Annotated in this window: 30 protein-coding genes and 1 tRNA gene; 20 read left to right on the top strand and 11 right to left on the bottom strand. The window is 60.9% G+C overall.

Going from position 1 to position 26606, the window contains the following annotated elements; translation table 11 throughout:
• Window positions 1–37 precede the first annotated feature (37 nt).
• The 3 genes from ACKLNA_RS27905 to ACKLNA_RS27895 form a co-directional block, all read right to left on the bottom strand.
• A complete protein-coding gene (locus tag ACKLNA_RS27905) occupies window positions 38–325 on the bottom strand; it encodes a PA4642 family protein (protein WP_134828070.1) in 288 nt (95 codons plus the stop codon).
• Window positions 326–388: 63 nt separating this feature from the next.
• Window positions 389–868, bottom strand: a complete 480-nt coding sequence (locus tag ACKLNA_RS27900; RefSeq protein ID WP_085709313.1) for a hypothetical protein — start codon at window positions 866–868, stop codon at window positions 389–391.
• An 87-nt stretch (window positions 869–955) separates the two neighbouring features.
• Window positions 956–1513 carry a hypoxanthine-guanine phosphoribosyltransferase gene (locus ACKLNA_RS27895; protein WP_085709312.1) on the bottom strand — a complete coding sequence of 186 codons (558 nt, stop codon included), beginning with the start codon at window positions 1511–1513 and terminating at the stop codon, window positions 956–958.
• Between the two features lie 165 nt (window positions 1514–1678).
• On the opposite strand from ACKLNA_RS27895, the gene upp reads away from it, so the two are divergent.
• Entirely contained in the window at window positions 1679–2317 is a 639-nt protein-coding gene (gene upp, locus ACKLNA_RS27890) for a uracil phosphoribosyltransferase (RefSeq protein WP_011335903.1), read from the top strand.
• A gap of 2 nt (window positions 2318–2319) precedes the next feature.
• On the top strand, window positions 2320–3594 hold the full coding sequence (locus tag ACKLNA_RS27885) for a uracil-xanthine permease family protein (RefSeq protein WP_248739363.1): 1275 nt from the start codon (window positions 2320–2322) through the stop codon (window positions 3592–3594).
• A 106-nt stretch (window positions 3595–3700) separates the two neighbouring features.
• On the opposite strand, the gene hemH is transcribed toward ACKLNA_RS27885, so the two are convergent.
• Window positions 3701–4723: a ferrochelatase gene (gene hemH / locus ACKLNA_RS27880; protein WP_408987741.1), complete on the bottom strand. Its 1023-nt coding sequence runs from the start codon at window positions 4721–4723 to the stop codon at window positions 3701–3703.
• A 13-nt stretch (window positions 4724–4736) separates the two neighbouring features.
• On the bottom strand, window positions 4737–5639 hold the full coding sequence (locus ACKLNA_RS27875) for a TIGR01777 family oxidoreductase (protein WP_408987740.1): 903 nt from the start codon (window positions 5637–5639) through the stop codon (window positions 4737–4739).
• A 197-nt stretch (window positions 5640–5836) separates the two neighbouring features.
• Between ACKLNA_RS27875 and ACKLNA_RS27870 the strand changes: the two genes are divergently transcribed.
• From ACKLNA_RS27870 to ACKLNA_RS27815, 12 genes are all read left to right on the top strand, one after another.
• The gene (locus ACKLNA_RS27870) at window positions 5837–6823 is read left to right on the top strand and encodes an NAD(P)/FAD-dependent oxidoreductase (RefSeq protein ID WP_408987739.1); all 987 of its coding nucleotides are present in this window, start codon (window positions 5837–5839) and stop codon (window positions 6821–6823) included.
• Window positions 6820–7035 carry a TIGR02450 family Trp-rich protein gene (locus tag ACKLNA_RS27865; protein WP_408987738.1) on the top strand — a complete coding sequence of 72 codons (216 nt, stop codon included), beginning with the start codon at window positions 6820–6822 and terminating at the stop codon, window positions 7033–7035. Before ACKLNA_RS27870 ends, ACKLNA_RS27865 begins: the two co-directional genes overlap by 4 nt.
• Window positions 7036–7146: 111 nt before the next feature.
• A complete protein-coding gene (locus ACKLNA_RS27860; RefSeq protein WP_408987737.1) occupies window positions 7147–8100 on the top strand; it encodes a YbgA family protein in 954 nt (317 codons plus the stop codon).
• The gene (locus tag ACKLNA_RS27855) at window positions 8100–9041 is read left to right on the top strand and encodes a MerR family transcriptional regulator (RefSeq protein WP_408987736.1); all 942 of its coding nucleotides are present in this window, start codon (window positions 8100–8102) and stop codon (window positions 9039–9041) included. Before ACKLNA_RS27860 ends, ACKLNA_RS27855 begins: the two co-directional genes overlap by 1 nt.
• 20 nt (window positions 9042–9061) lie before the next feature.
• Complete coding sequence (gene phrB / locus ACKLNA_RS27850; protein WP_408987735.1) at window positions 9062–10507, top strand: deoxyribodipyrimidine photo-lyase; 1446 nt, start codon at window positions 9062–9064, stop codon at window positions 10505–10507.
• Window positions 10500–10922 (top strand): nuclear transport factor 2 family protein, encoded by a 423-nt coding sequence (locus ACKLNA_RS27845; protein WP_408987734.1) that lies wholly within the window; start codon window positions 10500–10502, stop codon window positions 10920–10922. The genes phrB and ACKLNA_RS27845 overlap by 8 nt, the downstream gene beginning before the upstream one ends.
• Entirely contained in the window at window positions 10919–11701 is a 783-nt protein-coding gene (locus ACKLNA_RS27840; RefSeq protein ID WP_408987733.1) for an SDR family NAD(P)-dependent oxidoreductase, read from the top strand. The genes ACKLNA_RS27845 and ACKLNA_RS27840 overlap by 4 nt, the downstream gene beginning before the upstream one ends.
• Complete coding sequence (locus ACKLNA_RS27835) at window positions 11698–12945, top strand: NAD(P)/FAD-dependent oxidoreductase (RefSeq protein ID WP_408987732.1); 1248 nt, start codon at window positions 11698–11700, stop codon at window positions 12943–12945. The genes ACKLNA_RS27840 and ACKLNA_RS27835 overlap by 4 nt, the downstream gene beginning before the upstream one ends.
• Window positions 12942–13757 (top strand): DUF1365 domain-containing protein, encoded by an 816-nt coding sequence (locus ACKLNA_RS27830; protein ID WP_408987731.1) that lies wholly within the window; start codon window positions 12942–12944, stop codon window positions 13755–13757. Before ACKLNA_RS27835 ends, ACKLNA_RS27830 begins: the two co-directional genes overlap by 4 nt.
• On the top strand, window positions 13744–15018 hold the full coding sequence (locus tag ACKLNA_RS27825) for a class I SAM-dependent methyltransferase (RefSeq protein ID WP_408987730.1): 1275 nt from the start codon (window positions 13744–13746) through the stop codon (window positions 15016–15018). The genes ACKLNA_RS27830 and ACKLNA_RS27825 overlap by 14 nt, the downstream gene beginning before the upstream one ends.
• Complete coding sequence (locus tag ACKLNA_RS27820) at window positions 15011–15502, top strand: DUF2878 domain-containing protein (RefSeq protein ID WP_408987729.1); 492 nt, start codon at window positions 15011–15013, stop codon at window positions 15500–15502. Before ACKLNA_RS27825 ends, ACKLNA_RS27820 begins: the two co-directional genes overlap by 8 nt.
• 52 nt (window positions 15503–15554) lie before the next feature.
• Window positions 15555–15860 (top strand): YkgJ family cysteine cluster protein, encoded by a 306-nt coding sequence (locus ACKLNA_RS27815; protein WP_085709297.1) that lies wholly within the window; start codon window positions 15555–15557, stop codon window positions 15858–15860.
• Window positions 15861–15901: 41 nt separating this feature from the next.
• On the opposite strand, the gene ACKLNA_RS27810 is transcribed toward ACKLNA_RS27815, so the two are convergent.
• The 6 genes from ACKLNA_RS27810 to hemA form a co-directional block, all read right to left on the bottom strand.
• A complete protein-coding gene (locus tag ACKLNA_RS27810) occupies window positions 15902–16420 on the bottom strand; it encodes an acyloxyacyl hydrolase (RefSeq protein ID WP_134828084.1) in 519 nt (172 codons plus the stop codon).
• A 110-nt stretch (window positions 16421–16530) separates the two neighbouring features.
• The gene (gene murI, locus ACKLNA_RS27805) at window positions 16531–17322 is read right to left on the bottom strand and encodes a glutamate racemase (protein ID WP_408987728.1); all 792 of its coding nucleotides are present in this window, start codon (window positions 17320–17322) and stop codon (window positions 16531–16533) included.
• Window positions 17315–18070 (bottom strand): molybdopterin-synthase adenylyltransferase MoeB, encoded by a 756-nt coding sequence (locus ACKLNA_RS27800; RefSeq protein WP_265813253.1) that lies wholly within the window; start codon window positions 18068–18070, stop codon window positions 17315–17317. The genes murI and ACKLNA_RS27800 overlap by 8 nt, the downstream gene beginning before the upstream one ends.
• Window positions 18064–18894 carry a peptide chain release factor N(5)-glutamine methyltransferase gene (gene prmC / locus ACKLNA_RS27795; protein WP_408987727.1) on the bottom strand — a complete coding sequence of 277 codons (831 nt, stop codon included), beginning with the start codon at window positions 18892–18894 and terminating at the stop codon, window positions 18064–18066. Before prmC ends, ACKLNA_RS27800 begins: the two co-directional genes overlap by 7 nt.
• Complete coding sequence (gene prfA, locus ACKLNA_RS27790) at window positions 18895–19977, bottom strand: peptide chain release factor 1 (RefSeq protein ID WP_114885501.1); 1083 nt, start codon at window positions 19975–19977, stop codon at window positions 18895–18897. It abuts the gene before it with no gap.
• A complete protein-coding gene (hemA, locus tag ACKLNA_RS27785; protein ID WP_085700892.1) occupies window positions 19974–21260 on the bottom strand; it encodes a glutamyl-tRNA reductase in 1287 nt (428 codons plus the stop codon). Before hemA ends, prfA begins: the two co-directional genes overlap by 4 nt.
• Before the next feature lie 182 nt (window positions 21261–21442).
• Here hemA and ACKLNA_RS27780 point away from each other — a divergent pair, with 182 nt between their 5' ends.
• The 6 genes from ACKLNA_RS27780 (at window position 21443) to ACKLNA_RS27755 (ending at window position 26481) form a co-directional block, all read left to right on the top strand.
• Window positions 21443–23167: a tetratricopeptide repeat protein gene (locus tag ACKLNA_RS27780; RefSeq protein ID WP_248739380.1), complete on the top strand. Its 1725-nt coding sequence runs from the start codon at window positions 21443–21445 to the stop codon at window positions 23165–23167.
• A 3-nt stretch (window positions 23168–23170) separates the two neighbouring features.
• The gene (gene lolB, locus ACKLNA_RS27775) at window positions 23171–23788 is read left to right on the top strand and encodes a lipoprotein insertase outer membrane protein LolB (protein WP_085709291.1); all 618 of its coding nucleotides are present in this window, start codon (window positions 23171–23173) and stop codon (window positions 23786–23788) included.
• 2 nt (window positions 23789–23790) lie between these two features.
• Window positions 23791–24642 carry a 4-(cytidine 5'-diphospho)-2-C-methyl-D-erythritol kinase gene (gene ispE / locus ACKLNA_RS27770; protein WP_408987726.1) on the top strand — a complete coding sequence of 284 codons (852 nt, stop codon included), beginning with the start codon at window positions 23791–23793 and terminating at the stop codon, window positions 24640–24642.
• A gap of 37 nt (window positions 24643–24679) precedes the next feature.
• Window positions 24680–24754, top strand: a tRNA-Gln gene (locus ACKLNA_RS27765).
• A 45-nt stretch (window positions 24755–24799) separates the two neighbouring features.
• Complete coding sequence (locus ACKLNA_RS27760; RefSeq protein WP_408987725.1) at window positions 24800–25741, top strand: ribose-phosphate pyrophosphokinase; 942 nt, start codon at window positions 24800–24802, stop codon at window positions 25739–25741.
• A 140-nt stretch (window positions 25742–25881) separates the two neighbouring features.
• Complete coding sequence (locus tag ACKLNA_RS27755) at window positions 25882–26481, top strand: 50S ribosomal protein L25/general stress protein Ctc (RefSeq protein ID WP_085709289.1); 600 nt, start codon at window positions 25882–25884, stop codon at window positions 26479–26481.
• Window positions 26482–26606 lie beyond the last annotated feature (125 nt).

Here is a 26606-nt window from a genome sequence, read left to right as displayed (position 1 = left end):
CGGGGCGTTTTTTTATGCCTGTGGAAAACTTCGGCTATCAGCCGCGGGCTTTCTCGATCAGCTCGATGTATTCCGGTGCGTTGCGTTGATCACGGATCTGGTCGACGAAGGTCTTGCCATGCTCGTCCTTGCCGTCCACGTCATAACCGGCCTCAACGAAGAACGTCAGGAAACGCTCGAAATCGTCGATGCGCAGGCCACGGTAGGCCTTGACCAGTTTGTGCAGCGACGGCGAAGTGGCGTCGACCGGCTCAAAATCGAGGAACAGCTTGATCTGCTCATCGCCGATCTCGTCACCAATCACTTGCTTCTTATCTTTACGCATTGCCGACTCCAGCTCGCAGACATTTCACGGGGCGGGCAGTTTACCCCTGCCCGGGCACGAGGCTCAACGCGCACGCGTGCTACCGGTGTGCAGATCGGCCCAGATGTGGCCGTTGGCGTAGCTGAGGAATTGCACATACACGGTGTCATTGCGCAACAGATCGATGATCACCCGGTATTGGGCCAGCGGATAAAACAGGGTCAGGGTCTTGCGCTGGTCGTCGTACACCGGTTTTTTCAGGCTTTTGCTTTCGCCGTCAAAACTGACCAGCACCTGATTGATCGTCGCGCCCTTGTTCAGGGACTTGCCCTTGAGGCGGATCATCAATGGCGAAGTGACCGGAATCGGCTGCTGATTGGACTGACGCTGGGCGCCGACCACCACGGAATAGTCGGTGACCTGCAACAGTTGCTGCTGCTCGGGTTCGGCATCGCGCAGGGTGAGGTCGTCGGGCGGCAGGAACTGGCTGTGCATCGGCGCGGCGGCCAGGGGCAGGCTGAGGGTCAGCAACAGGGCGGCGCAGCTGCGGATCAAGAGGCTCATGACAGGCTCCGGAGGGCGGGGCCGAGCACTTTAGCAGCCTTTAAAAGCAAAAGATCGCAGCCGGGGCTGCGATCTTCAAGGGGACTCTTACATGCCTTTGACGGCGAAGATCCCGTTGGCGTTGCGCCAGTAGCCTTTGTAGTCCATGCCGTAACCGAAGATGTAACGGTCAACGCATGGCAGGCCGACGAAATCGGCTTTCAGGTCAGGACGGGCCTTGCGGTCGTGATCCTTGTCGATCAGTACCGCGGTGTGCACGGCACGGGCACCGGCGTGTTTGCAGAAGTCGATGATCGCGCCCAGGGTGTGACCTTCGTCGAGGATGTCGTCGATGATCAGCACGTCACGGTCGATGAACGAGACTTCCGGCTTGGCTTTCCAGAACAGGTCGCCGCCGCTGGTTTCGTTGCGATAGCGGGTGGCGTGCAGGTAGGACGCTTCCAGCGGGAACTGCAGATGGGTCAGCAGTTTGCCGGAGAAAATCAGCCCGCCGTTCATCACGCAGAACACCACCGGGTTGCTCTCGGCCAGTTGTTCGTTGATTTGTGCACCGACGCGGGCAATGGCAGCCTCGACTTCAGCTTCGGTGTACAGGCAGTCAGCCTCTCGCATGATTTGACGGATATGCTCGAGATCAGCGGACATGGCGCTCTCCAAGGGGGGTCTGTTTCGGAAAAGCGGGCAAAGGTACGCATCCCGCACGGCCGAATCAAGCATTTGTGGACTAACGTACTGTATGTCCTATAGGACATCACCCTCGGATAGATTAATCTAGGCCGGTTTTTTTGCCCGCCGCCGGAGCCTTTCCCCATGTCCATCCAAGAGATCCGCCATCCGCTGATCCGTCACAAACTTGGCCTTATGCGCCGTGCAGACATCAGCACCAAGAATTTCCGCGAGCTCGCTCAGGAAGTCGGTGCCCTGTTGACCTATGAAGCTACCAAAGACCTGCCGCTGGAAACCTACGATATCGAAGGTTGGTGCGGCACGGTGTCGGTCGAGAAAATCGCCGGCAAGAAGATTACCGTCGTGCCGATCCTGCGTGCCGGCATCGGCATGCTCGAAGGCGTGCTCAGCCTGATCCCGGGCGCGAAAGTCAGCGCCGTCGGCGTTGCCCGTAACGAAGAAACCCTGCAGGCCCACACCTATCTGGAAAAACTGGTTCCGGAAATCGATGAACGCCTGGCGATGATCATCGACCCGATGCTCGCCACCGGCAGCTCCATGGTCGCGACCATCGACCTGCTGAAGAAGGCCGGTTGCAAGGACATCCGCGCGATGGTGCTGGTTGCCGCGCCGGAAGGCATTGCCGCTGTCGAGCAGGCTCACCCGGACGTGATCATCTACACCGCGTCCATCGATCAGAAACTCAACGAGCACGGTTACATTATTCCTGGGCTTGGCGATGCCGGTGACAAGATCTTCGGCACCAAGCAGAAGGACGCTTGACCATGCAGGATGAGTTCAACGATCCGCTCTGGCGCACGGTGCTGTCCGGCGCGCAGATGCTGTTCGTGGCTTTCGGCGCCCTGGTGCTGATGCCGCTGATCACGGGCCTTGACCCGAACGTGGCACTGTTCACCGCAGGTCTGGGCACGATTCTGTTCCAGATCGTCACCGGACGTCAGGTGCCGGTGTTTCTCGCGTCGAGCTTTGCCTTCATCACCCCGATCATTCTCGCCAAGGGTCAGTTCGGCCTTGCCGCGACCATGGGCGGCGTGATGGCGGCCGGTTTCGTCTACACCTTCCTCGGCCTGGCCGTGAAGATCAAAGGCACCGGGTTCATCGACCGTCTGCTGCCACCGGTGGTGATCGGTCCGGTGATCATCTCCATTGGCCTGGCCATGGCGCCGATTGCCGCGAACATGGCGATGGGCAAGGCCGGTGACGGTTCGGAACTGATCCATTACCAGACCGCAATGATGATCTCGATGCCGGCGCTGCTGACCACGTTGATCGTGGCGGTGTTCGGCAAAGGCATCTTCCGTCTGGTGCCGATCATCTCCGGCGTGCTGGTGGGTTTCGCCATGTCCTTCTATTTCGGTGTTGTCGACACCGCGAAGATTGCGGCGGCCCCGTGGTTTGCACTGCCTCATTTCACCGCGCCGGAGTTCAACTGGCAGGCGATCCTGTTCATCGTCCCGGTGGCGCTGGCCCCGGCCATCGAACACATCGGCGGCGTGATTGCGGTCGGCAGCGTGACCGGTCGCGACTACCTGAAGAAGCCGGGCCTGCATCGCACCCTGCTGGGTGACGGTATCGCCACCACGGCGGCCGGTCTGTTCGGCGGTCCGCCCAACACCACCTACGCCGAAGTGACTGGCGCGGTGATGCTGACCAAGAACTACAACCCGAAAATCATGACCTGGGCGGCGATCTTCGCCATCGCCCTGGCGTTCATCGGCAAGTTCGGCGCCCTGCTGCAAAGCATTCCGGTGCCGGTGATGGGCGGGATTCTGTGCCTGTTGTTCGGTTCGATCGCGGCGGTGGGGATGAACACCCTGATCCGTCACAAGATCGATCTGGGCGAGGCGCGCAATCTGGTGATCGTTTCGGTGACCCTGGTGTTCGGGATCGGCGGTGTGCTGGTCGGCACCGGCACCGGTCCGGATGACTTCGGCCTCAAAGGCATCGCGCTGTGCGCGGTGGTGGCGATTGCGCTGAACCTGATCCTGCCGGGCAACGACAGCTGGAAACACAAGAAGGCGGATGAGCCGCTGCTCTGATTCCAGCAGTCAGATCAGTTTTGTCCGTCAGATAGCCTTCGCGAGCAAGCCCGCTCCCACATTTGATCTCCTGTGGGAGCGGGCTTGCCCGCGAAGCTTTTGACTTTCAGAGGGCCAGTGGCGCCCGTTCACAAAGCGTTGCCAATGCCTTCGCCCATTGCGGGTCATCGTTCAGGCACGGCACCAGCACCAACTCCTCCCCTCCCGCCTCGCGGAACTGTTCCTTGCCGCGATCGCCGATCTCTTCCAGGGTCTCGATGCAATCGGCGACAAACGCCGGGCACATCACCAGAATCTTCTTCACGCCGCTTTTGGCCAGTTCATCCAGCCGCGCTTCGGTGTAGGGCTCGATCCATTTCGCCTTGCCCAGTCGCGACTGGAACGACACCGACCACTTGCCATCCGGGATGCCCATGCGCTTGGCGAACTCGGCTGCCGTGCGCAGGCACTGGCCGCGATAGCAGGTCGCAACCACTTCCGGCGGTGCACCGGCGCAGCAATCACCGTGACCATCGAAGCGATGACCCGGATTGAGTTTGGTCAGATGCCGCTCCGGCAAACCGTGGAAGCTCAGCAGCAGGTGATCGTAATCCTGCTGCAAGTGCGGCCGGGCGCTCGCCACGAGGGCATCGAGGTATTCCGGCTGATCGTAGAATGGCTGCAACACCGACAGTTGTACGTCGAGTTTTTTCTCGCGTACCACTCGCTTGGCTTCTTCGATCACGGTGGTCGTGGTGCTGTCGGCGAACTGTGGATAAAGCGGTGCGAGGGTGATGCGCTTGTGCCCTGCCGCCACCAGTTTAAGCAGCGCCGATTCGATCGACGGCTGCCCGTAACGCATGGCCAGTTCTACCGGGCCGTGGGTCCACTGGGCCTTCATCTGTTGTTGCAGGCGACGGCTGAGCACTACCAGCGGCGAGCCCTCCTCCCACCAGATCGACGCATAGGCGTGGGCCGACTGCTCGGGGCGCTTGATCAGGATCAGCGACACCAGCAGACGCCGCACCGGCCACGGCAGGTCGATCACGTACGGGTCCATCAGAAATTGATTAAGGTAGCTGCGCACGTCGGCCACCGAAGTGGAAGCCGGCGAACCCAGGTTGACCAGAAGCAAGGCGTGATCGGTCATGCAACGTCCTATTTCAGAGGCGGCTGGACAGATCGTCCAGGGCCGCGCGTAAATCCGTGAACCGGAAATTGAATCCGGCTTCCAGCAAGCGTGCCGGCGTGGCCCGTTGACCACCCAGCAACAGCAATGACATCTCGCCGAGCCCGACCTTCAGGGCCAGGGCCGGCATCGGCATGAACGCCGGGCGGTGCAACACGCTGCCCAGCGTCCTGGCAAATTCGCGATTGCGCACCGGTTTTGGCGCGCACGCATTATAAGGACCACTCGCCTGATCGCGGTGCAGAAGAAAATCAATCAGGGCGATTTGATCGTCGATATGAATCCACGACATCCACTGCCGACCATTGCCCAAAGGCCCGCCCAGCCCGAGTTTGAACGGCAGCAACAGGCGCGACAAAAAACCGCCCTCGGCCGACAGCACCAGCCCGGTCCGCACCAGCACTACGCGGATGTCCATCGCTTCGGCGCGTTGCGCGGTTTCTTCCCAGGCAATGCACAACTGACTGGCGAAATCGTCGATCACCGGTGGCGAATCTTCGGTCAACTCACGCTCGCCGCCGTCTCCGTACCAGCCCACGGCCGAGCCCGAGATCAGCAGTGAAGGTTTCTGCCCGCGATGTTCCAGCCACGCCAGCAATGTCTCGGTGAGCGTGATCCGGCTGCTCCACAGCAACGCCTTGCGCCGATGGGTCCACGGCCGATCGGCAATCGGTGCGCCGGCAAGGTTGACGATCACGTCGACCGGTTCATCGCCAAGGTCTTCCAGACGCGCGATGCCACGCACTTGAGCGCCGCAGATTTTCGCGACCTTTTCCGCACGACGACTCCACACGGTCAACCGGTGGCCCTGCCCCGACCAGTGCCGGCAGAGCTGACGTCCGATCAATCCAGTACCGCCGGTCAGCAATATGTGCATGACATCTTCCTCGCGTGGCGTTTTACTTCGATCACTAGTCTATTTTTATAAGCAGGGATCTTTTCTATCGGACAGGCTCTATTGTTTAACAATAGGCCAAGCTGTCAGAACGAAAACGCTGGAAGTTATACCAGAAAACAAAATTGTACAGGTTTCATCCACGGCGTAGTCTGTACAGAAAGGTAAACGAGGCCCCTATGACTGTACCTATCGCAATCATTGGCACCGGCATCGCCGGACTCTCCGCCGCCCAGGCCCTGACCGAGGCCGGGCACACCGTCCAGTTGTTCGATAAAAGCCGCGGCAGCGGCGGGCGCATGTCGAGCAAGCGCAGTGACGCCGGCTCGCTGGACATGGGCGCGCAATATTTCACGGCCCGCGACCGACGCTTCGTCACCGAAGTCCAGCGCTGGCAAAGTCAGGGCTGGGTCGCCGAGTGGGCGCCGCAGCTCTACACCTTTCATGGCGGACAACTGAACCTGTCGCCGGACGAGCAGACCCGCTGGGTCGGCTCGCCGCGCATGAGCGCCATCACCCGAGGCTTGCTCGACGGCCTGGAAGTGCATTTCGCCTGCCGGATCACCGAGGTCTATCGCGGTGAAGAGCACTGGCATCTGCAAGACGCCGAAGGCTTCACTCACGGCCCTTTCAGCCATGTGGTGATCGCCACCCCGGCGCCTCAGGCCACCGCATTGCTGGCCGCTGCGCCCAAACTGGCCGGTGCCGCTGCCGGGGTGAAGATGGACCCGACCTGGGCCGTCGCCCTCGCCTTCGACACGCCGCTGGATACCCCCATCGAAGGCTGCTTCGTACAGGACAGTCCTCTCGACTGGCTGGCCCGCAACCGCAGTAAACCCGGGCGCGACAACACCCTCGACACCTGGGTCCTGCACGCTACCAGCGCCTGGAGCCGGCAGCACATCGACCTCTCCAAGGAAGCCGTGATCGAGCAGTTGCACGGCGCCTTTGCCGAGTTGCTGCACAGCGCCATGCCCGCACCGACTTTCAGCCTCGCCCACCGCTGGCTCTACGCCCGCCCGGCCACCAGCCATGAGTGGGGCACGCTGGCGGACGCCGACCTGGGTCTGTATGCGTGCGGCGACTGGTGCCTGTCGGGCCGGGTCGAAGGCGCGTGGCTCAGTGGCCAGGAAGCTGCACGCCGCTTGCACGAACACCTGCAGTGAACCGCATCAATCCGCAAAAACTGCTGCTGTCGAAATGGACAGCAGCCCTGCCGCAAAACCGTGAAAAGCACTTTCTGGTGACCGAGCTGCTCCGCGACGAGAACGGCACGGTGCTGGAGATCGAAATGCAGGCAGTGCTGACCAGGCGCACCACGCAATTGGATTGGCATGTTTTGCAAGACGATGCGTACTGGAAAATGGGCTGGCGCTAGCTCCCGTCAAAATCTTGTACAAATAATTTGACTTGTACACCTTTGAATCTATGCTGAAGGAATGTTGTACAGAATAAATACTCTGTACAAATTCAGATTCGAGGTGCCGTCATGTCCGAGCCGTCTCCACCCAAGATCGCCATCAGCGCCTGCCTGATGGGCGCCGAAGTGCGCTACAACGGCGGACACAAGGCATCACGGCTGTGCACCCACACACTCACTGAATATTTCGATTTCGTCCCGGTGTGCCCGGAAGTCGCGATTGGCCTGGGCATTCCCCGCGAGCCGATCCGGCTGGTGGGCGACCCGGATCATCCCCAGGCCCTCGGGACGGTTCACCGCGAGACCGACGTCACCGATGCGCTGTCCGCCTATGGCGAGAAAATGGCCACCGAGCTCGACGACATTTGCGGCTACATCTTCATGCAGCAATCGCCATCCTGTGGACTGGAGCGGGTCAAGGTCTATCACGCCAACGGCGCACCGATAGGCAGCGGGCGCGGGATCTTTGCCCAGGCCTTCTGCGCCCGGCACCCCGACTTGCCGGTCGAAGAAGACGGACGCCTGAACGATCCGGTCCTGCGGGAAAACTTCATCACCCGGGTATTCGCCTACAGCGATTGGCAGCAAGTGCTCCGGCAAGGCCTGAGCCGCCGCGCCCTGACCGACTTCCACTCGCGCTACAAATACCTGCTGATGGCCCACAACCCGGTGCAATACAAGGCGCTGGGCAATCTGCTCGGCAATATGGGCCAAACCGATCCAGTGGAACTCGGCCCGCGCTATTTCAGCCAGTTGATGGCGGCCCTCACCACCTGCGCCACACGCCGCACCCACAGCAACGTGTTGCAGCACATCAGCGGTTACCTGAAACGGGCGATCAGCGCCGAAGACAAACAGGAAATGCAGCACGTCATCGGTCAGTACCGCCACGGCATCGTGCCACTGGTGGTGCCGCTGACGCTGCTCAAGCATCACTTTCGCCTACACCCCGACCCCTATATCGCGCAACAGGTTTACCTGCAACCGCACCCGGAAAACCTCAGCCTGCGAAACGCCATTTGATGAACGACACACTCGACACCAGCGCCCGCGAAGACCTCGGCGCCGACTTCAAGAAAGCCCTCGACGAAGGCTGGCTGCCGATTCGCGAGGTCGCGCGCCAGACCGGCGTCAACGCGATCACCCTGCGTGCCTGGGAGCGCCGTTACGGGCTGATCGTGCCGCAACGCACGCCCAAGGGGCATCGCCTGTATTCGGCCGAACATGTACAGCGCATCCAGCACATCCTCACCTGGCTCAACCGTGGCGTGGCGGTCAGTCAGGTCAAACCACTGCTCGATACACCGCAAACCGTCAACGAGCCACTGGAAAACGAATGGCAGCCCTTGCACCAGGCCGCGCTGCTGGCGGTCACGCAATTGAACGAGCGCAGCCTCGACGACAGCGTCAACCAGGCGATGGCGCTGTACCCGCCGCGAACCCTGTGTGAGCAATTGCTGATGCCGTTACTGGCGGAGCTTGAGCAGCGCTGGCAAGGCCAGTTCGGTGCGCAGATGGAACGGGGGTTCTTTCATGCCTGGCTGCGTAGCAAATTCGGCGCGCGCATCTACCATAACAACCGTCAGTTGCGCACAGCGCCGCTGCTGCTGGTCAACCAATCGGATTTACTGCTGGAGCCGCACCTGTGGCTCTGCGCCTGGCTGATCAGCAGCGCCGACTGCCCGGTGCAGGTATTTGACTGGCCGCTACCGGCCGGGGAACTGGCACTGGCAGTCGATCACCTGCAAGCCCGTGGCGTACTGCTGTATTCCAGCAAAGCCATGAACCTGGCGCAGTTGCCGAAACTATTGAATGGCGTCAGTTGCCCAAAAATGATTGCCGGACCAACGGTGTGCATCCATCACGCCGAGTTGTCCGTAAGAACTTCCGAGATCGCTGATCTGTACCTGGCCGAAGATCCCTTGTCGGCGCATCGGACACTCCTTCAGCGTGGGTTGATTTAATGATTCGTGCAGAGAACACCATGCAATTGATCTGGCTGCGCAGCGACCTGCGCCAACATGACAACACCGCCCTGACGGCCGCCGCCGAGCGTGGCCCGACCGTGGCCGTGTACCTGTTGAGCCCCGAACAATGGCAGGAACATGACGACGCCCCGTGCAAGGTCGATTTCTGGCTGCGCAACCTGCGGGAATTGAGCAAAACCCTTGGCGAACTGAACATCCCGTTGCTGATCCGCAGCGCCCCGCGCTGGGATCAGGCGCCAGCGGTACTGCTTGAGCTTTGCCGGGATTTGCAGGTCGAGGCTGTTCACGTCAATGAGGAATATGGCGTCCACGAAAGTCGCCGCGATGCGGCCGTTGCCCGGGCATTGCAGGCCGAAGGCATCGCCTTTCACAGCTATCTCGATCAGTTGTTGTTCAAGCCCGGCAGCGTACTGACCAAGACCGGCACCTACTTTCAGGTATTCAGTCAGTTCCGCAAGGTCTGCTATGAGCGCCTGCATCGTTCGATGCCGGCCTTGATAAAGACGCCGTCCGCACAGGCTCCACTGAACATTGCCAGCGATCCGATACCCGAGTCCATCGAGGGATTCCCGACACCCGGCCAAGCGTTGCGCAACCTGTGGCCCGCCGGCGAAGCCGAGGCCCAACGGCGCCTCGACACTTTCGCCGACGTGCAGATCGACTACTACAAAAGCGAACGCGATTTCCCGGCCAAGCCCGGCACCAGCCAGCTCTCGGCCTATCTAGCGGCCGGGGTGATCTCGCCGCGCCAGTGCCTGCATGCCGCGCTGCAAAGCAATCAGGGTGAATTCGAAAGCGGCAAGGTCGGCGCGGTCACCTGGATCAATGAACTGCTGTGGCGCGAGTTCTACAAACACATCCTGGTCGGCTACCCACGGGTGTCCCGACATCGCGCGTTCCGCCCGGAAACCGAAGCCCTGGCCTGGCGCGATGCGCCGCAGGAACTGGCGGCCTGGCAAGAGGCACGCACCGGCCTGCCGATCATCGACGCCGCGATGCGCCAATTGCTCCAAACCGGCTGGATGCACAACCGCCTGCGGATGGTGGTGGCGATGTTCCTGACCAAGAACCTGCTGATCGACTGGCGTGAAGGCGAGCGTTTTTTCATGCGCCACCTGATCGACGGCGATCTGGCGGCCAACAACGGCGGCTGGCAGTGGAGCGCCTCGACTGGCACCGATGCGGCGCCGTATTTCCGGATTTTCAACCCGGTCAGCCAGTCGGAAAAATTCGACAGCGAAGGCCTGTTCATCAAGCACTGGCTGCCTGAACTGGCCGGGCTGAACAAGAAAGAAGTGCACAACCCTGCAAGCGCTGGCGGACTGTTCGGCGTGGCGGACTACCCGCCGCCGATCGTCAACCTGAGCACCTCGCGGGAACGGGCACTGACCGCGTTCAAGAACCTGCCCTCCCGTGCGTCTGTCGGAGAAGGCCATGAGTGAATTCCTGCGCCGTTTCGCTCGCCAGTTCGCGCAGTTGAACAAGAACAACCTGCACAGCCTGGACGCGCTCTACAGCGAGGACATTCATTTTACCGACCCACTGCACGAGGTGCAGGGACTGACGCAATTGCGCACCTACTTCAGCGAGCTGTACGCCAACGTCAGCGAGTTGCGGTTCGACTTTCACGGCTTCGACCAGATCGGCGACTGCGAAGGCTATTTGCGCTGGGTCATGAGCTATCGCCACCCGCGTCTGGCCGGCGGACGGTTGATTCGGGTCACAGGCTGCTCGCACCTGCTTTGGCGCGACAAGGTTTATCGTCACCGGGATTACTTCGATGCCGGGGCGCTGCTTTACGAACATTTACCGATATTGGGCCGGGTGATCGCCTGGCTGAAAAGGAGATTGGGATGAGTCGTACAACTCCACGCCGTTATTGGCTGACCGGTGCCAGCAGTGGTATCGGTGCGGCACTGGCTGAAGAGATTCTGAAAACCGGCGCGCACCTGGCGGTCAGTTCCCGTCAGATCGCACCGCTCAAAGTGTTGTCGCAGCGCTACCCGGGACAGGTGCTGGTGGTGCCGGGAGATTTGACCAACAGCCAGACCGTGCGGGAAATCGGTGAACAGATTGCGCTGGACTGGGGATCGCTGGACAGCGTGATCCTCAACGCCGGCACCTGCGAGTACGTCGATGCCCACCAGTTCGACGCCTCGATCGTCGAACACGTGGTACGCACCAACCTGCTTGCCAGCAGCTATTGCATCGAAGCCGCCCTGCCCCTGCTGCGCAAAGGCACCGCGCCGCATCTGGTGGGCATGGCCAGTTCCGTCACCTACGTGCCACTGCCGAGAGCCGAAGCGTACGGTGCGTCGAAGGCCGGGCTGCGTTATCTGTTCGAATCGCTGCGCATCGATCTGGCGGACGAAGGCATTGAAGTCACCATCATCAGCCCGGGTTTTGTCGATACGCCGCTGACGGCGAAAAACGATTTCCCGATGCCATTGAGCTGGCCTGTGGATAAAGCCGCACGCCACATATTCGCCCGGCTCAAGGATCGACCGCTGGAAATTGCCTTTCCGGCACTGTTCATGGCGGCCCTGTGGCCACTGTCGAAATTGCCTGCGCGGGTGCAACTGGCCATCGGCAAGCGCATGGTGCGCAGCAGCCCACCGCTGCGGGATATGACGTGAACATCGCCATCGTCGGCAGCGGGATTGCAGGGCTGACCTGCGCCTACCTGCTCGATCGCCGACATGACGTCACAGTGTTCGAGGCCGGCGCCTGGGTCGGCGGCCATACCCACACCGTACAAGTCACGGTGGATGGTCGCGAATATGCCGTGGACACCGGGTTCATCGTGTTCAACGACTGGACTTACCCGAACTTCATTCGCCTGCTCAGCCAATTGGGTGTGAGCAGCAAAGCCACCGAGATGAGTTTTTCGGTGACCGACCCCGACACCGGCCTGGAATACAACGGCAACAACCTCGACAGCCTGTTCGCTCAGCGCAGCAATCTGTTGTCTCCGGGGTTCTGGGGCATGCTGCGCGACATCCTGCGTTTCAACAAGGAAGCCCGGCGCGACCTCGCCGAACAGCGGATCGCCAGCGACACCACACTGGACGACTACCTCAAGGCCGGCGGCTACGGCGAGCGTTTCATCCTGCATTACATCGTGCCGATGGGCGCGGCGATCTGGTCGATGCCGATGGCCGAGATGCTGAATTTTCCGCTGCAGTTCTTTGTGCGTTTTTTCGAGAACCACGGATTGTTGTCGGTCAGCAATCGCCCGCAATGGCGAGTGATCGAGGGTGGTTCCAGTGCCTACCTCGCACCGCTGACCGCGTCATTCAAAGAGCGGATCCGCGTGCACTGTCCGGTAAACCGGATCGAACGCAACGAACACGGCGTGGTTATCCACAGCCCCGTCGGTATCGAACACTTCGACAAAGTCGTGCTGGCCTGCCACAGCGATCAGGCATTGCGACTGCTGGCCGATCCGAGCCGTGCCGAACGGGAGATTCTCGGCGCCCTGCCCTACGCCGACAACGAAGTGGTGCTGCACACCGACACCCGGCTGCTGCCGACGCGCAAACGGGCCTGGGCCAGCTGGAACTATCGTCTCGGCGGGGCGGGCCACACCCAGGCGGCCGTGACTTACGACATGAATATCCTGCAGGGCATCCAGAGCGACACCACGTTCTGCGTCAGCCTCAACCAAAGCGCCGGCATCAGCCCGTCCAAAGTACTTGCCCGTTTCACCTACGCCCATCCGCAATTCAGCCTCGCGGCGGTGGCAGCACAACAGCGCTGGGCCGAACTCGACGGCGCGCAGCACACCCATTATTGCGGCGCCTACTGGGCCAACGGTTTTCATGAAGACGGCGTGGTCAGCGCTTTACGCGTGGCCGCCGCGTTCGGAGAAAGCCTGTGAACAGCGCGCTCTACAGTGGCTGGATCGCCCATCGGCGCTTTGCCCCGCGCCGGCATGAATTCCGTTACCGGATCGGGCTGCTGTATCTCGACCTGACCGAACAGGACGCCGTGCTGAGCCTGTCGCCACTCTCCGGCACGAGCCGCTTTGCACCGTTCTCGTTTCGCGAGACCGACTACCTCAAGACCTTCACCGGTCGCGGTGTGCAACTGATCGATGCCGTGCGTCTGCAGGTCGGCGCGGCCCTCGGTCATGAGCCACAGGGCTCGATCTGCCTGCTGACCCAGCCGCGAAGCTGGGGCCTGGCATTCAACCCGGTGAGTTTCTTTTATTGCCACGAAGCCGACGGGCAACTGGCGGCGATTCTCTGCGAAGTCAGCAACACGCCGTGGCGCGAGCGCTATCACTACGTATTGCCGGCGCGGGCGCCGACCGGCGTGCGCGACTTCCACCAGCACTTCGCCGTGGCCAAGGCGTTTCACGTATCACCGTTCCTGCCGCCAGATCTGGAATACCGCATGAGTTTCAGCCCCGCCGCGCAAACCCTGGGCGTGCACATGGCCGACTGGCAGGGCGAACGCAAACTGTTCGACGCCACGCTCAACCTCAAGCGCGAACCTCTTGATCGACACAACCTGCACCGGCATCTGTGGCGCTTTCCGTGGATGACCGCGAAAACCGCCCTCGCAATCTATTGGCAGGCCCTGCGCTTGCTGCTCAAGCGCACCCCGCTGTTTTCCCATCGGACGGCCGACGACAGCTTTCGAACCGCCACTGCGTCTCCCGAGGAGCACCGCCATGAAATCCTCTAGCGTTTCGGCCAGAGCCGCCATCCCGTTCAGTACCCACGGCATCACCGGCTCGCTGCTGCGTCGCGGTGTCCTGCGTCAACTCGCACAGCTCAAGCACGGGCAACTGGTGGTGGTCGAGGACGGCGAGCGCCTGGTCTTCGGCACGCCGGGCAGTGCGTTGCTGGGCGAAATTCATGTCCTCGATGCAGCGGCCTGGGGCATGGTCGCGGGCAACGGCTCGATCGGCGCCGGGGAAGCGTTCATTCACGGCTACTGGAGTTCACCGGACCTGACCGCCGTGGTGCGTGTCTTCGTCAGTAACCTCGAGGTGCTCGACGGCATGGAGGGTGGACTGGCCAAAATCGGCCGGCCGCTGGTGCGCGGTCTGCACTGGCTCAACCGCAACACACGCAAGGGCTCGCAGAAAAACATCGCCGCCCACTATGACCTCGGCAACGACCTGTTCGAGCAGTTTCTCGACCCGACCATGATGTATTCGGCGGCGCAGTTCCTCAGCCCGGACGACAGCCTGGAACAGGCACAATTGAACAAACTGGAGCGGATCTGCCAGAAACTCGCGCTAGAGCCCGGCGATCACTTGCTGGAGATCGGCACCGGCTGGGGCAGCATGGCGCTATATGCGGCGCAGCACTATGGCTGCAAAGTCACCACGACCACCCTGTCCAAAGAGCAATACGCGTTCACCGCCCGGCGCATCGAAATCCTCGGCCTGCAGGACCGGGTGACGCTGCTGCTCAAGGACTACCGCGACCTCACCGGACAGTACGACAAACTGGTGTCGATCGAGATGATCGAAGCGGTCGGTCATCGCTTCCTGCCGACCTACTTCAAGCAATGCGCGCACCTGCTCAAGAGCAACGGCCTGATGCTGCTGCAAGCGATCACCATTCGGGACCAGCGCTACGAGCAGGCGAAACGCGGCGTGGATTTCATTCAGCGTTACATCTTCCCCGGCGGCGCCCTGCCCTGTGTGCAGAAGATGCTCGAAATCGTCAGTCGCGACACCGACATGAACCTGCTGCATATGGAAGATTTCGGCCTGCACTACGCCCGGACCCTGCGCCTGTGGCACGAGAATTTTCGCCACGCCCACGGCCGCCTGAGCGAATTGGGCTACGACGATTATTTCCTGCGGCTGTGGGAGTTTTACCTGTGTTACTGCGAGGGCGGCTTCCTCGAACGCACCATCGGCACCGCACAATTGCTGCTGGCCAAACCGGCGGCGATGCCGGCACCGCTGCTTGGGCGTTTCGATGCCTGAGCGGATCGCCAACGCCGTTCTGTTCCAGGTCGGCTGGCTGGCCTGCGTGCTTGGCGGCAACAGCCTGTGGTTGCTGGTGGCGCTGGCGGTATTGGTGATTCATCTGCGCTGGATCAGCAACTGGGCGGCTGAGGGCCGACTGATACTCGGCGTGGTGATTCTGGGCACCGCCGTGGACAGTGGCCTGCGCGGTCTCGGGGTCTTTGAATTCAAGGATCTGTCGCCGCTGATTCCGCTGTGGCTGATGCTGTTGTGGGCACTGTTGGCCACGACATTGCGCCATTGCCTGCAATGGAGCGCCCGGCCATGGTGGCTGGCGAGTGTGCTCGGGGCCGTCGGTGGCGCGTTGTCGTATTGCGCCGGTGGACGACTGGCCGGGGTGCAATTTCCCTACGGCGAGTTACCGACTTTGATCGGCATCGGCCTGTTGTGGGCGCTACTTTTTCCGTTGTTGCACCTCTTGTCGAGACGCCTGGCGCAGTAATCGTCCGTCAGGGCTTTCACACGCGCACGGGTCACTGCCGTACACTGCGCCCATGAAAACCATTCCCCTGCAGCCAATCGACGAGCCCGCCGTCACCTGTTCGACTTGCGCGGCCTGCTGCTGTCAGCTCGAAGTCATGCTGATCACCGACACCGGCGTACCCGAGCGTTATATCGATACCGATGAGTGGGGTGGGGAAGTCATGCTGCGTCTGGACGACGGCTGGTGCGCGGCACTGGATCGCGACACGATGATGTGCACCATCTACGAAAAACGCCCGCTGATCTGCCGCGAATTCGAAATGGGCGCGCCGGAATGCATCGAGGAACGCCTGGGGATTGCCACGGCGTACCGTTGAATACAAAAAAGGAGCGCCAGGCGCTCCTTTTTTCATGGGCGTTACAACGGCATCGTGTAGTGCAGCGAGTAGCTTTCTACCCCGTCGTTGTTGCTCGACATGCCGGCGTTGGAATAGTGAGTCGCACGGATCCCCACCTCGTGCCCGCCATGGAAGCGCAGACCGAAACCGATGCGGTCTTCGAACTGAAAGGCCTGGCCGATCTTGTTGCCTTCGTAGTCGGTGTTGGAGAACACCGCAGCGCCAATGCCCGCCTCGACGTAAGGCTTGATCGACTCACCGGAAAACTCGTAAACGAACACCGGCGAGAACGACAGGCTGTTGTTGCTGGAGCCCTTGTCGCCTTCCCAGTAGGTGTAGGCGCCGCTCCAGTAACCGGTCAGGCGACCGACATCGCTTTGCAGCCAGCTCTTGTCCCAGTCGAAATTCATCCCCAGGCGATAGGTCATCGTTGAATCGCTGGTGGCTCCAACCCCGAATTCCACGCCAGCGGCCTGTGCAGTAAAACTTTGCCCCATCAGTGCGGCCGCAATCGCGGCCAAGCAGAATAGTCGCTTCACTTGAAACATCCTTTTCCTAACGGTCGTATGGTTTTTAGTGTGCTTGACGCTTATAGAAATCGGCGCTTGAACAGAAGTTCAGCTGATTTTTCAGTTATGACACAACTTTTTTACATCGCGAAGCTTTGCACATCGCCGGGCGTTTGTCCCAGCAGCGGCAGGATGTTTTTCAAGGACTGCGGATCGGCGCTGGTCCAGAATCTGGCGGGGCGATTCTGACCCTCGGCAAGCAGATCGCGCTCGGCCAGCAGACGTTGAAGTTGCCGGGCCACGGCGGCGCCGGTGTCGATAAGGCTGATGTCGTCGGGGAGCATCGTCTTGAGCAGCGGCTTGAGGAACGGGTAATGGGTGCAGCCGAGAATGATCGTGTCACACCCCGCGCCCAGCAGCGGTTCGACATAGCGGTGAAGCAGCTCGCGCAACTCGGCGCTGTGCAGGTCGCCGCTTTCGATCAGCTCCACCAGCCCCGGGCATGGCTGGGTGATGACCCGGATATCGGTGGCAAAACGGTCGAGCAAAGCCGCGAACTTCGCACTCTGCAAAGTACCGGTGGTGGCGAGAACGCCGACCACGCCGCTTCGAGTGGCGGCGGCAGCCGGTTTGACCGCCGGCTCCATGCCGACAATCGGCCAGTCGGGAAAATCACGCCGCAGATCGGCAACGCCGGCCACGGTCGCAGTGTTGCAGGCGATCACCAATGCCTTGGCGCCCTGCTCGCGGAAAAAACCGGCCATCACGCTGCAACGCTGACGGATGAATTCCGGGGTTTTCTCGCCATAAGGAATGTGGCCGCAATCGCCGAGGTACAGCAGCGATTCATGGGGCAATAGATGCTGGATTTCCGCCAGCACCGACAGGCCACCGACGCCGGAATCGAATACGGCGATCGGCGCTTCACGCATGGTGCGAACCACAGACGCTGCATCCCGGATCACGCTTGACCCGCAGCTCGCGGAATCGCGAGCCCAGTGCATCGATCAACAGCAGGCGTCCGACCAGTGGCTCGCCGAACCCCGCCAGCAGCTTCAAGGCTTCCAGCGCTTGCAGGCTGCCGACCAGACCCACCAGAGGCCCGACCACGCCGGCTTCGCTGCAAGTCAGTTCGGCTTCGCTGCCGTGACCGTACAGGCAGTGATAGCAAGGGCTCTCGGCTCGACGCGGGTCGAACACCGAGAGCTGCCCTTCGAGGCGGATCGCCGCGCCGCTGACCAGCGGTTTGCACACCGCCACACACGCGGCGTTGACCGCTTCGCGGGTGGAGAAATTGTCCGAGCAGTCGAGCACCAGATCCACCGCTGCCACGGCGGCGGCGAGGGAGTCCTCGTCCAGCGCCTGACGATGGGGCACCAGTCGGATTTCAGGATTGATCGCGCTCAGGCGCTTGAGCGCCGAGTCGACCTTGGTCATGCCGACGCTGTCGGTGTCGTGGATGATCTGGCGTTGCAGGTTGGTCAGGTCGACCGTGTCGAAATCCGCCAGATGCAGCTCACCGACGCCCGCCGCCGCCAGATACAAGGCAACCGGCGCGCCGAGACCGCCGAGGCCGACGATCAGCACGCGGCTGTCCTTGAGCTTCAACTGGCCATCGATGTCGATGTGTTGCAGGAGGATCTGCCGACTGTAGCGCAACAATTCCTGATCATTCAGCACGGCAGGCGCCCCAGGCTGATCCGTTGATGGCCGCCCAGATCGGTGCGGCTGTGGACTTCTTCGAAACCTTGCGTCAGCAACAGATCGCGCACGGCTTCGGCTTGATCATAGCCGTGTTCGAGCATCAGCCAGCCACCGGCCTCCAGATGTGCCGGCGCCTGGGCGATGATCAGACGCAGATCGTCGAGCCCGTCGATGCCGGCCACCAGGGCGCTTTCCGGTTCGAAACGCACATCGCCTTCGACCAGATGTGGATCGGCGGCGCGGATGTACGGCGGGTTGCTGATGATCAGTTCGAAACGCTTGCCTTCGAGGGCGCTGAACCAGTGACTGCTGAGCACCGTGGCGTTGTTCAGGTGCAGACGCTGACGGTTGCGCTCGGCCAGGGCCACGGCTTCCAGCACGCGATCAACCGCGGTGACGTTCCATGCCGGACGCTCGCTGGCCAGAGCGAGGGCAATCGCCCCGCTGCCGGTGCCGAGGTCGAGAACCTTGGCCGGGGTCGCCGGCAATAATTCCAGTGCGGCTTCCACCAGCAATTCGGTGTCCGGACGCGGAATCAGCGTGTGCGGCGCGACTTCCAGATCCAGCTTCCAGAAACCCTGCTGGCCGAGAATGTAGGCCACCGGCTCACCGCTGCGGCGGCGTTGCAGGTATTCAGTGAAGACCAGCACGGCTTCGCTCGGCACGATGCGTTCGGGCCAGGTGTGGAGAAAACTGCGGGACTTGCCCAGCGCCGCAGCGAGGAGCAGTTCGGCATCCAGGCGTGCGGTGGGCGAGTCCGGCAGTTCGGCGGCACGCAACAGGCTGGCGATGATGGTCATTTATTCACCTATCGCTGCCAGTTGGTCGGCCTGGTATTCGGCCAGCAACGGTTCGATCACCGCTTCGACGCCACCGGCGAGGATTTCGTCGAGAGAATACAGGGTCAGGTTGACGCGATGGTCGGTGACCCGGCCCTGGGCAAAGTTGTAGGTACGGATGCGCTCGGAGCGGTCACCGGAACCCACCAGCAATTTACGCTCGCTGGCGATGGCGTTGGCCGCTGCGGTGGTTTGCTGGTCGTTGAGCTTGGCCGACAGCCAGGCCATCGCCCGTGCACGGTTCTTGTGCTGGGAACGTTCTTCCTGGCACTCGACCACGATGCCAGTCGGCAAGTGAGTGATACGGATCGCCGAGTCGGTCTTGTTGACGTGCTGACCACCGGCCCCGGAGGAACGGTACGTGTCGACGCGCAAGTCCGCCGGGTTGATCTCGATCGCTTCCTGCTCGTCAGGCTCCGGCAACACGGCCACGGTGCAGGCCGAGGTGTGGATCCGGCCCTGGGATTCGGTGGCCGGCACGCGCTGTACGCGGTGGGCGCCGGACTCGAATTTCAGCTTGCCGTAGACATTGTCGCCTTCGACCCGGGCGATGACTTCTTTATAGCCGCCGTGCTCGCCTTCGTTCTCCGAGAGGATTTCCACCCGCCAGCCGCGTTTCTCGGCGTAGCGCGAGTACATGCGGAACAGGTCGCCGGAGAAGATCGCCGCCTCGTCGCCACCGGTGCCGGCGCGGATTTCGAGGAACACGTTGCGCCCGTCGTTGGGATCCTTGGGCAGCAGCATGCGCTGCAAGGTGGCTTCCAGCTCGATGAGTTGCTCTTTGGTTTCACGGACTTCTTCCACGGCCATTTCGCGCATGTCCGGGTCGCCGTCCTTGAGCAGCGCCTGGGCGCCTTCCAGATCGGCCTGGGCCTTGAGCAGCTGTTTATAGGCTTCGACGACCGGCTCGACTTCGGCGTATTCCTTGGAATAGGCGCGGAATTTGGTCTGGTCGGAAATGACTTCGGCGTCGCCGAGCAGCGCCGTCAGTTCCTCGAAACGGTCCTGGAGGATATCCAGCTTATTGAGCAGTGACGCTTTCATTGCGGTTTTTTATCCGAAAAGCTATCCGGTGAGCCCTCGAGGGCAAAGAGTTCCTGGGCCATGGCCAGCGCATCGAGGCGGCCTTCGGCAGAAAGCTTTTTCAACTGAACGCTCGGGGCGTGCAGGAGTTTATTGGTCAGGCCACGGGCCAGTTGGCCCAGCACGTCTTCGGCGTTGCCGCCGTTGGCCAGCAGGCGCAGGGCCTTTTGCAGTTCTTCGTCGCGCAGGCGCTCGCTCTGTTGACGATAGGCCTTGAGCACATCGACTGCCGCCAGTTCGCGCAGGCGCACCATGAAATCGTCGGCGCCGACCGAAACCATCTCTTCGGCGGCTTGCGCTGCGCCCTGACGGCTCTTGAGGTTTTCGGCGACCACTTCGTGCAGATCGTCGACGCTATAGAGGTAAACGTCGTCGAGTTCGCCGACTTCCGGCTCGATATCCCGGGGAACGGCGATGTCGACCATGAAGATCGGCTTGTGCTTGCGCAGCTTCAGGGCGCTTTCAACGGCGCCCTTGCCGAGGATCGGCAACTGACTGGCGGTCGAACTGATGACGATGTCGCTGCGCACCAGTTCGGCCGGAATGTCCGACAGCAAAACTGCGTGGGCACCGAACTGTTCGGCCAGCAGGCTGGCGCGTTCCAGCGTGCGGTTGGCCACCACGATACGCTTGACCCCCAGATCATGCAGATGGCGGGCGACCAGGGTAATGGTCTCGCCGGCGCCGATCAGCAGCGCCTGGCTGCGTTGCAGGTCACTGAAAATCTGTTTAGCCAGGCTGACCGCGGCAAACGCCACGGACACCGGGTTCTCGCCAATGGCGGTGTCGGTGCGCACTTGCTTGGCAGCGTTGAAAGTCGCCTGAAACAAGCGCCCGAGCAGCGGCCCGATGGTGCCGGCCTCGCGGGCCACGGCGTAGGCCGATTTCATCTGGCCGAGGATCTGCGGTTCGCCCAGCACCAGCGAGTCGAGCCCGGAGGCGACGCGCATCATGTGACGAACTGCCGCATCATCTTCATGCACATAAGCACTCGCGCGCAGCTCATCGAGGCTTAAATGGTGATAGTCGGCCAGCCAGCGCAGCACGATATCGGCCGAAAGCTGATCCTGTTCTATATACAGTTCACTGCGATTGCAGGTGGAAAGGATCGCAGCTTCGCGGCTGTCGGTGAGTCGGCAGAGCTGCTGCAAGGCCTCCACCAGCTGCTCAGGGGTAAAGGCCACGCGCTCGCGGACGTCTACTGAAGCAGTCTTGTGGTTGATACCGAGTGCAAGGAAGGCCATTCAAGGTCGCTGATGGTGACGTGAAGCCGGCAATTGTCCTACTTCGTCAGATTCAGAACAACTACCGCTGACTATTGTCCCAATTGTCGGCCCCTATAATGGCCACAATCGAGACTCGGTTATGTTTGGCCGAAGGCTTGTGTCATGATGATCCGACCGCAGGTTAGTCGTCCTCTTCCTATATGAATAGATCTTCCGCGTTGCTCCTAGCTTTTGTCTTCCTCAGCGGCTGCCAGGCCTTGGCCCCCGTTTCGCACGATGGTGCCTCATCGGTCGAAGACACCACGCCAGCCCCTGAAAAGCCCAAGGTTTACAGCTCGTTCAGCCAGGAAACCGTGTTCAGCCTGCTGAGCGCCGAACTCGCCGGCCAGCGCAATCGTTTCGACATTGCCCTGGACAACTACGTGACCCAGGCCATCAACACCCAGGATCCGGGTGTTTCCGAGCGGGCGTTCCGTATCGCCGAGTACCTGGGCGCGGATCAACCGGCGCTGGATACCGCACTGATCTGGGCGAAAAACGCACCTGACGACCTCGAAGCACAACGCGCCGCCGCCGTGCAGCTGGCACGCGCCGGGCGCTATGACGACTCGATGGTCTATATGGAGAAAGTCCTGCAGGGCAAGGGCGACACCCATTTCGACTTCCTCGCGCTGTCGGCCGCCGACACCGATCAGGAAACCCGCAACGGTTTGATGAAAAGCTTCGACCGTCTGCTGCAGCGTCACCCGCACAACAATCAGCTGATTTTCGGCAAGGCCCTGCTGATGCAGCAGGACGGCGACACCAAAGGTGCGCTGACCCTGCTCGAAGACAATCCGCCGGACGACGGCGAAATCGCCCCGATCCTGCTGCGGGCCCGCCTGTTGCAAGGGCTGAACCGTGGCGACGAAGCCCTGCCCCTGCTGCAGAAGAACATCAAGAAGTACCCGGACGACAAGCGCCTGCGCCTGACTTACGCGCGGATGCTGGTGGAACAGGACCGGATGGACGACGCCAAGGTCGAGTTCTCGACCCTGGTCCAGCAATACCCGGAAGACGACGAACTGCGTTACTCGCTGGCACTGGTGTGCCTGGAAGCCAAGGCCTGGGACGAGGCCAAGGGTTACCTGGAAGACCTGATCGCCCGGGAAAGCCATGTCGATTCCGCGCATCTGAACCTGGGGCGCATCGCCGAAGAACGCAACGACCCGCAAGGCGCACTGATCGAGTACGCCCAGGTCGGGCCGGGCAACGACTATCTGCCGGCGCAACTGCGTCAGGCCGACATCCTGATGAACAACGGCAAGACCGCCGAAGCCCAGAGCAAACTGGCCGCCGAACGTGATGCGCAGCCGGATTACGCGATCCAGTTGTACCTGATCGAAGCCGAGACCCTGTCCGCCAACAATCAGGGCGACAAGGCCTGGAAAACCCTGCAACAAGCGTTGCTGCAATACCCGGACGATCTGAATCTGCTCTATACCCGGGCGATGCAGGCGGAAAAACGCAATGACCTGGCGCAGATGGAAAAAGACCTGCGCCTGATCATCAAGCGCGACCCGGACAATGCCATGGCGCTCAACGCCCTCGGCTACACCCTGTCCGATCGCACCACCCGCTACGCCGAAGCCAAGGCGCTGATCGAGCAGGCGCACCAGATCAATCCGGAAGACCCGGCGGTACTCGACAGCCTCGGCTGGGTGAATTTCCGCATGGGCAACCTGGATGACGCCGAAAAGTATCTGCGTCAGGCGCTGGAGCGTTTCCCCGATCACGAAGTCGCCGCTCACCTGGGCGAAGTCCTGTGGACCAAGGGTAACCAGCGCGAAGCCAAACAAATCTGGGGCAAGTTCCTCAAGGATCAGCCCGACAGCACCATTCTGCGCAGCACCATCAAGCGCCTGACCGGATCCGAGACTCTTTAACTCATGTTTTTGCGCCACGTCATCGTTTTCAGCTTCATCGCCCTGCTCGCCGGTTGCGCGGGTTTTGGCGCCCGCGAATCCGTCGAGGGCCATGGCAGCCCGGCACAATGGGCCGCAAACAAACAACAGCTGACCGGCCTCGACGGCTGGCAGATCGACGGCAAGATCGGCATCCGCGCCCCGAAAGACTCGGGCAGCGGCACGCTGTTCTGGCTGCAACGCCAGGATTATTACGACATCCGCCTGTCCGGCCCGCTGGGTCGTGGCGCAGCCCGTTTGACCGGTCGCCCGGGCAAGGTTTCGCTGGAAGTCGCCAACCAGGGCCGCTATGACGCGCAATCCCCGGAAGTCCTGCTGGAAGAACAGCTGGGCTGGAAATTGCCGGTATCGAATCTGTCCTGGTGGGTTCGAGGCCTGCCGGCTCCGGCCAGCAAGAGCCGCCTGACCCTCGATGCCGACAGTCGTCTGGCCAATCTGGAACAGGACGGCTGGCAGGTCGAGTACCTCGGTTATGCCGAACAGAATGGTTACTGGCTGCCCGAGCGGATCAAACTGCACGGCACCGATCTGGACGTGACCCTGGTCATCAAGACCTGGCAACCGCGTAAATTGGGGCAATAAGCATGACCGCTCCACGCCTGACGCTGCCTTCTCCGGCCAAACTCAACCTGATGCTGCACATTCTCGGTCGTCGTGAAGACGGCTATCACGAGTTGCAGACGATTTTTCAGTTCCTCGACTACGGTGACGAAATCACCTTCGCCGTCCGTGACGATGGCGTGATTCGCCTGCACACCGAATTCGACGGTGTGCCCCACGACAGCAATCTGATCGTGCGTGCGGCGAAAAATCTTCAGGAACAATCCGGCTGCTCGCTCGGCATCGATATCTGGATCGACAAGATCCTGCCGATGGGCGGCGGCATCGGTGGCGGCAGCTCGAATGCGGCAACCACCCTGCTCGGACTCAATCATCTTTGGCAGCTGGGCTGGGATGAAGATCGGCTGGCAACGCTGGGCCTGAGCCTGGGTGCGGATGTCCCGGTCTTCGTACGTGGCCACGCGGCTTTCGCCGAAGGTGTCGGCGAGAAACTGACCCCGGTCGAGCCCGCCGAACCGTGGTATGTCGTGCTCGTCCCGCAAGTCTCTGTTAGTACGGCAGAAATTTTTTCAGATCCATTGTTGACACGTAACACGCCGCCCATTAAAGTGCGCCCCGTTCCCGAGGGAAACAGTCGAAATGACTGCTTGCCGGTGGTAGCAAGGCGTTATCCAGAAGTACGTAACGCATTGAATTTGTTAGGTAATTTTACCGAAGCAAAACTCACCGGAACTGGAAGTTGTGTGTTTGGGGGCTTCCCAAGCAAAGCTGAAGCTGATAAAGTCTCGGCCCTTCTGACAGAGACCCTTACAGGGTTTGTAGCAAAAGGAAGCAACGTTTCGATGTTGCATCGCAAGCTGCAAAGTCTGCTCTAAAGGAACCAAGTGCCCGGCACTTGCAAGCAACAGATACAGGGGCGTCGCCAAGCGGTAAGGCAGCAGGTTTTGATCCTGCCATGCGTTGGTTCGAATCCAGCCGCCCCTGCCATTTTCTATACTCATCCAGGTTACCCTCAGCCTCTAGGTACTGCGCGTGTCCAAGATGATGGTCTTTACGGGGAACGCTAACCCCGATCTGGCTCGGCGTGTCGTACGTCAGCTGCATATCCCTCTCGGTGACATCTCTGTCGGCAAATTCTCCGACGGCGAAATTACAGCCGAGATCAATGAAAACGTTCGCGGTAAAGACGTTTTCATTATTCAGCCGACTTGCGCTCCGACCAACGATAACCTGATGGAACTGGTAGTGATGGCTGATGCCTTCCGCCGCTCCTCGGCTACTCGTATCACTGCTGTTATTCCTTATTTTGGTTATGCCCGTCAGGATCGCCGTCCGCGTTCCGCACGTGTGGCTATCAGCGCGAAAGTCGTTGCTGACATGCTTACCGTAGTCGGCATCGACCGTGTTCTCACGGTTGATCTGCATGCTGACCAGATTCAGGGTTTCTTCGATATTCCGGTAGATAACATCTACGGCTCCCCGGTTCTGGTGGATGACATCGAAGATCAGCGCTTCGAGAACCTGATGATCGTGTCCCCGGACATTGGTGGCGTCGTGCGTGCACGTGCCGTTGCCAAATCCCTGGGTGTGGATCTCGGGATCATCGACAAACGCCGTGAGAAAGCCAATCACTCTGAAGTGATGCATATCATCGGTGATGTCGAAGGGCGTACCTGCATCCTGGTCGATGACATGGTCGATACCGCCGGCACCCTGTGCCACGCGGCCAAGGCCCTGAAAGAGCATGGCGCAGCCAAGGTCTTTGCCTACTGCACACACCCTGTGCTGTCGGGTCGGGCCATCGAGAATATCGAAAAATCCGTGCTGGACGAGCTGGTGGTCACTAACACCATCCCGCTGTCCGCAGCAGCACAAGCCTGTGCACGTATCCGTCAACTGGATATCGCACCGGTTGTTGCCGAAGCGGTTCGCCGCATCAGCAATGAAGAATCGATCAGCGCGATGTTCCGCTAAGGGCCCTGCCCTTCTCGAAATGTCTCGTTGACGAAAAGCGCCCCGCCCCAACACTCATGTTGGGGCGGGGCTTTTTTGCCCATGCCGCTTTGACGTCGGTCGCAGACGTCGCCCGGACATGGCTATTTTGGAGATACAAAATGACTGATTTCATCCTGAACGCCGAAGCGCGTACCGACCTGGGGAAAGGTGCGAGCCGCCGCCTGCGTCGTCTCGCCAGCCAGGTTCCTGCCGTTGTCTACGGTGGTGACAAGGCTCCTGAGTCCATCATGATGCTGGCTAAAGAAGTAGCCAAGCTGTTCGAAGACGAGGCTGCTTTCAGCCACGTCATCCAACTGAACATCGGCGGCGTCAAGCAAGACGTGGTTGTTAAAGCCATGCAGCGTCACCCGGCCAAGCAGTTCATCATGCACGCCGACTTCGTACGCGTTGTTGCCGGCAAGAAACTGACTGCCGTTGTTCCAGTGCACTTCATCAACGAAGAAGCTCCGGTCAAGAAAGGCGGCGAGATCTCGCACGTAGTTGCAGAAATCGAAGTTTCCTGCGAAGCCAAAGACCTGCCTGAGTTCATCGAAGTCGACCTGGCCAAAGCCGAAATCGGCACCATCATTCACCTGTCGGACCTGAAAGCTCCTAAAGGTGTTGAGTTCGTTGCTCTGGCACACGGCGATGACAAGGCTGTTGCCAACGTCCACGCTCCACGTGTTGCTCCAGAAGCTGCCGAAGGCGCTGCAGAGTAATCACTCTGTAAAGCCGGAGTGAACAGGTAACATCGCGGACTGGAACGTAGCGAGAAAGCGGGCGGGAACGCGGAGTTTACATCCATGGTAAATGAGCATTTTTCGTCCACTTTCGCCGCCTTCCC

Origin of the sequence: Pseudomonas sp. UV AK001 (assembly GCF_046097675.1) — a bacterium.
Lineage (GTDB): Bacteria > Pseudomonadota > Gammaproteobacteria > Pseudomonadales > Pseudomonadaceae > Aquipseudomonas > Aquipseudomonas kribbensis.
Note: the sequence above shows the minus strand (reverse complement) of the source record. Positions and strands in the feature narration are given on the sequence as shown.

Excerpts from the sequence above, each read along its gene's own strand:
- hemA (WP_085700892.1), bottom strand. The coding sequence starts at position 21,260 with ATGGCCTTCCTTGCACTCGGTATCAACCACAAGACTGCTTCAGTAGAC.
- phrB (WP_408987735.1), top strand. The coding sequence starts at position 9,062 with ATGCAATTGATCTGGCTGCGCAGCGACCTGCGCCAACATGACAACACC.
- ACKLNA_RS27870 (WP_408987739.1), top strand. The coding sequence starts at position 5,837 with ATGACTGTACCTATCGCAATCATTGGCACCGGCATCGCCGGACTCTCC.
- ACKLNA_RS27885 (WP_248739363.1), top strand. The coding sequence starts at position 2,320 with ATGCAGGATGAGTTCAACGATCCGCTCTGGCGCACGGTGCTGTCCGGC.
- ispE (WP_408987726.1), top strand. The coding sequence starts at position 23,791 with ATGACCGCTCCACGCCTGACGCTGCCTTCTCCGGCCAAACTCAACCTG.
- ACKLNA_RS27905 (WP_134828070.1), bottom strand. The coding sequence starts at position 325 with ATGCGTAAAGATAAGAAGCAAGTGATTGGTGACGAGATCGGCGATGAG.
- lolB (WP_085709291.1), top strand. The coding sequence starts at position 23,171 with ATGTTTTTGCGCCACGTCATCGTTTTCAGCTTCATCGCCCTGCTCGCC.
- prfA (WP_114885501.1), bottom strand. The coding sequence starts at position 19,977 with ATGAAAGCGTCACTGCTCAATAAGCTGGATATCCTCCAGGACCGTTTC.
- ACKLNA_RS27900 (WP_085709313.1), bottom strand. The coding sequence starts at position 868 with ATGAGCCTCTTGATCCGCAGCTGCGCCGCCCTGTTGCTGACCCTCAGC.
- ACKLNA_RS27840 (WP_408987733.1), top strand. The coding sequence starts at position 10,919 with ATGAGTCGTACAACTCCACGCCGTTATTGGCTGACCGGTGCCAGCAGT.
- upp (WP_011335903.1), top strand. The coding sequence starts at position 1,679 with ATGTCCATCCAAGAGATCCGCCATCCGCTGATCCGTCACAAACTTGGC.
- ACKLNA_RS27820 (WP_408987729.1), top strand. The coding sequence starts at position 15,011 with ATGCCTGAGCGGATCGCCAACGCCGTTCTGTTCCAGGTCGGCTGGCTG.
- ACKLNA_RS27860 (WP_408987737.1), top strand. The coding sequence starts at position 7,147 with ATGTCCGAGCCGTCTCCACCCAAGATCGCCATCAGCGCCTGCCTGATG.
- ACKLNA_RS27895 (WP_085709312.1), bottom strand. The coding sequence starts at position 1,513 with ATGTCCGCTGATCTCGAGCATATCCGTCAAATCATGCGAGAGGCTGAC.
- murI (WP_408987728.1), bottom strand. The coding sequence starts at position 17,322 with ATGCGTGAAGCGCCGATCGCCGTATTCGATTCCGGCGTCGGTGGCCTG.
- ACKLNA_RS27780 (WP_248739380.1), top strand. The coding sequence starts at position 21,443 with ATGAATAGATCTTCCGCGTTGCTCCTAGCTTTTGTCTTCCTCAGCGGC.
- ACKLNA_RS27845 (WP_408987734.1), top strand. The coding sequence starts at position 10,500 with ATGAGTGAATTCCTGCGCCGTTTCGCTCGCCAGTTCGCGCAGTTGAAC.
- ACKLNA_RS27755 (WP_085709289.1), top strand. The coding sequence starts at position 25,882 with ATGACTGATTTCATCCTGAACGCCGAAGCGCGTACCGACCTGGGGAAA.
- prmC (WP_408987727.1), bottom strand. The coding sequence starts at position 18,894 with ATGACCATCATCGCCAGCCTGTTGCGTGCCGCCGAACTGCCGGACTCG.
- ACKLNA_RS27855 (WP_408987736.1), top strand. The coding sequence starts at position 8,100 with ATGAACGACACACTCGACACCAGCGCCCGCGAAGACCTCGGCGCCGAC.
- ACKLNA_RS27875 (WP_408987740.1), bottom strand. The coding sequence starts at position 5,639 with ATGCACATATTGCTGACCGGCGGTACTGGATTGATCGGACGTCAGCTC.
- ACKLNA_RS27815 (WP_085709297.1), top strand. The coding sequence starts at position 15,555 with ATGAAAACCATTCCCCTGCAGCCAATCGACGAGCCCGCCGTCACCTGT.
- hemH (WP_408987741.1), bottom strand. The coding sequence starts at position 4,723 with ATGACCGATCACGCCTTGCTTCTGGTCAACCTGGGTTCGCCGGCTTCC.
- ACKLNA_RS27825 (WP_408987730.1), top strand. The coding sequence starts at position 13,744 with ATGAAATCCTCTAGCGTTTCGGCCAGAGCCGCCATCCCGTTCAGTACC.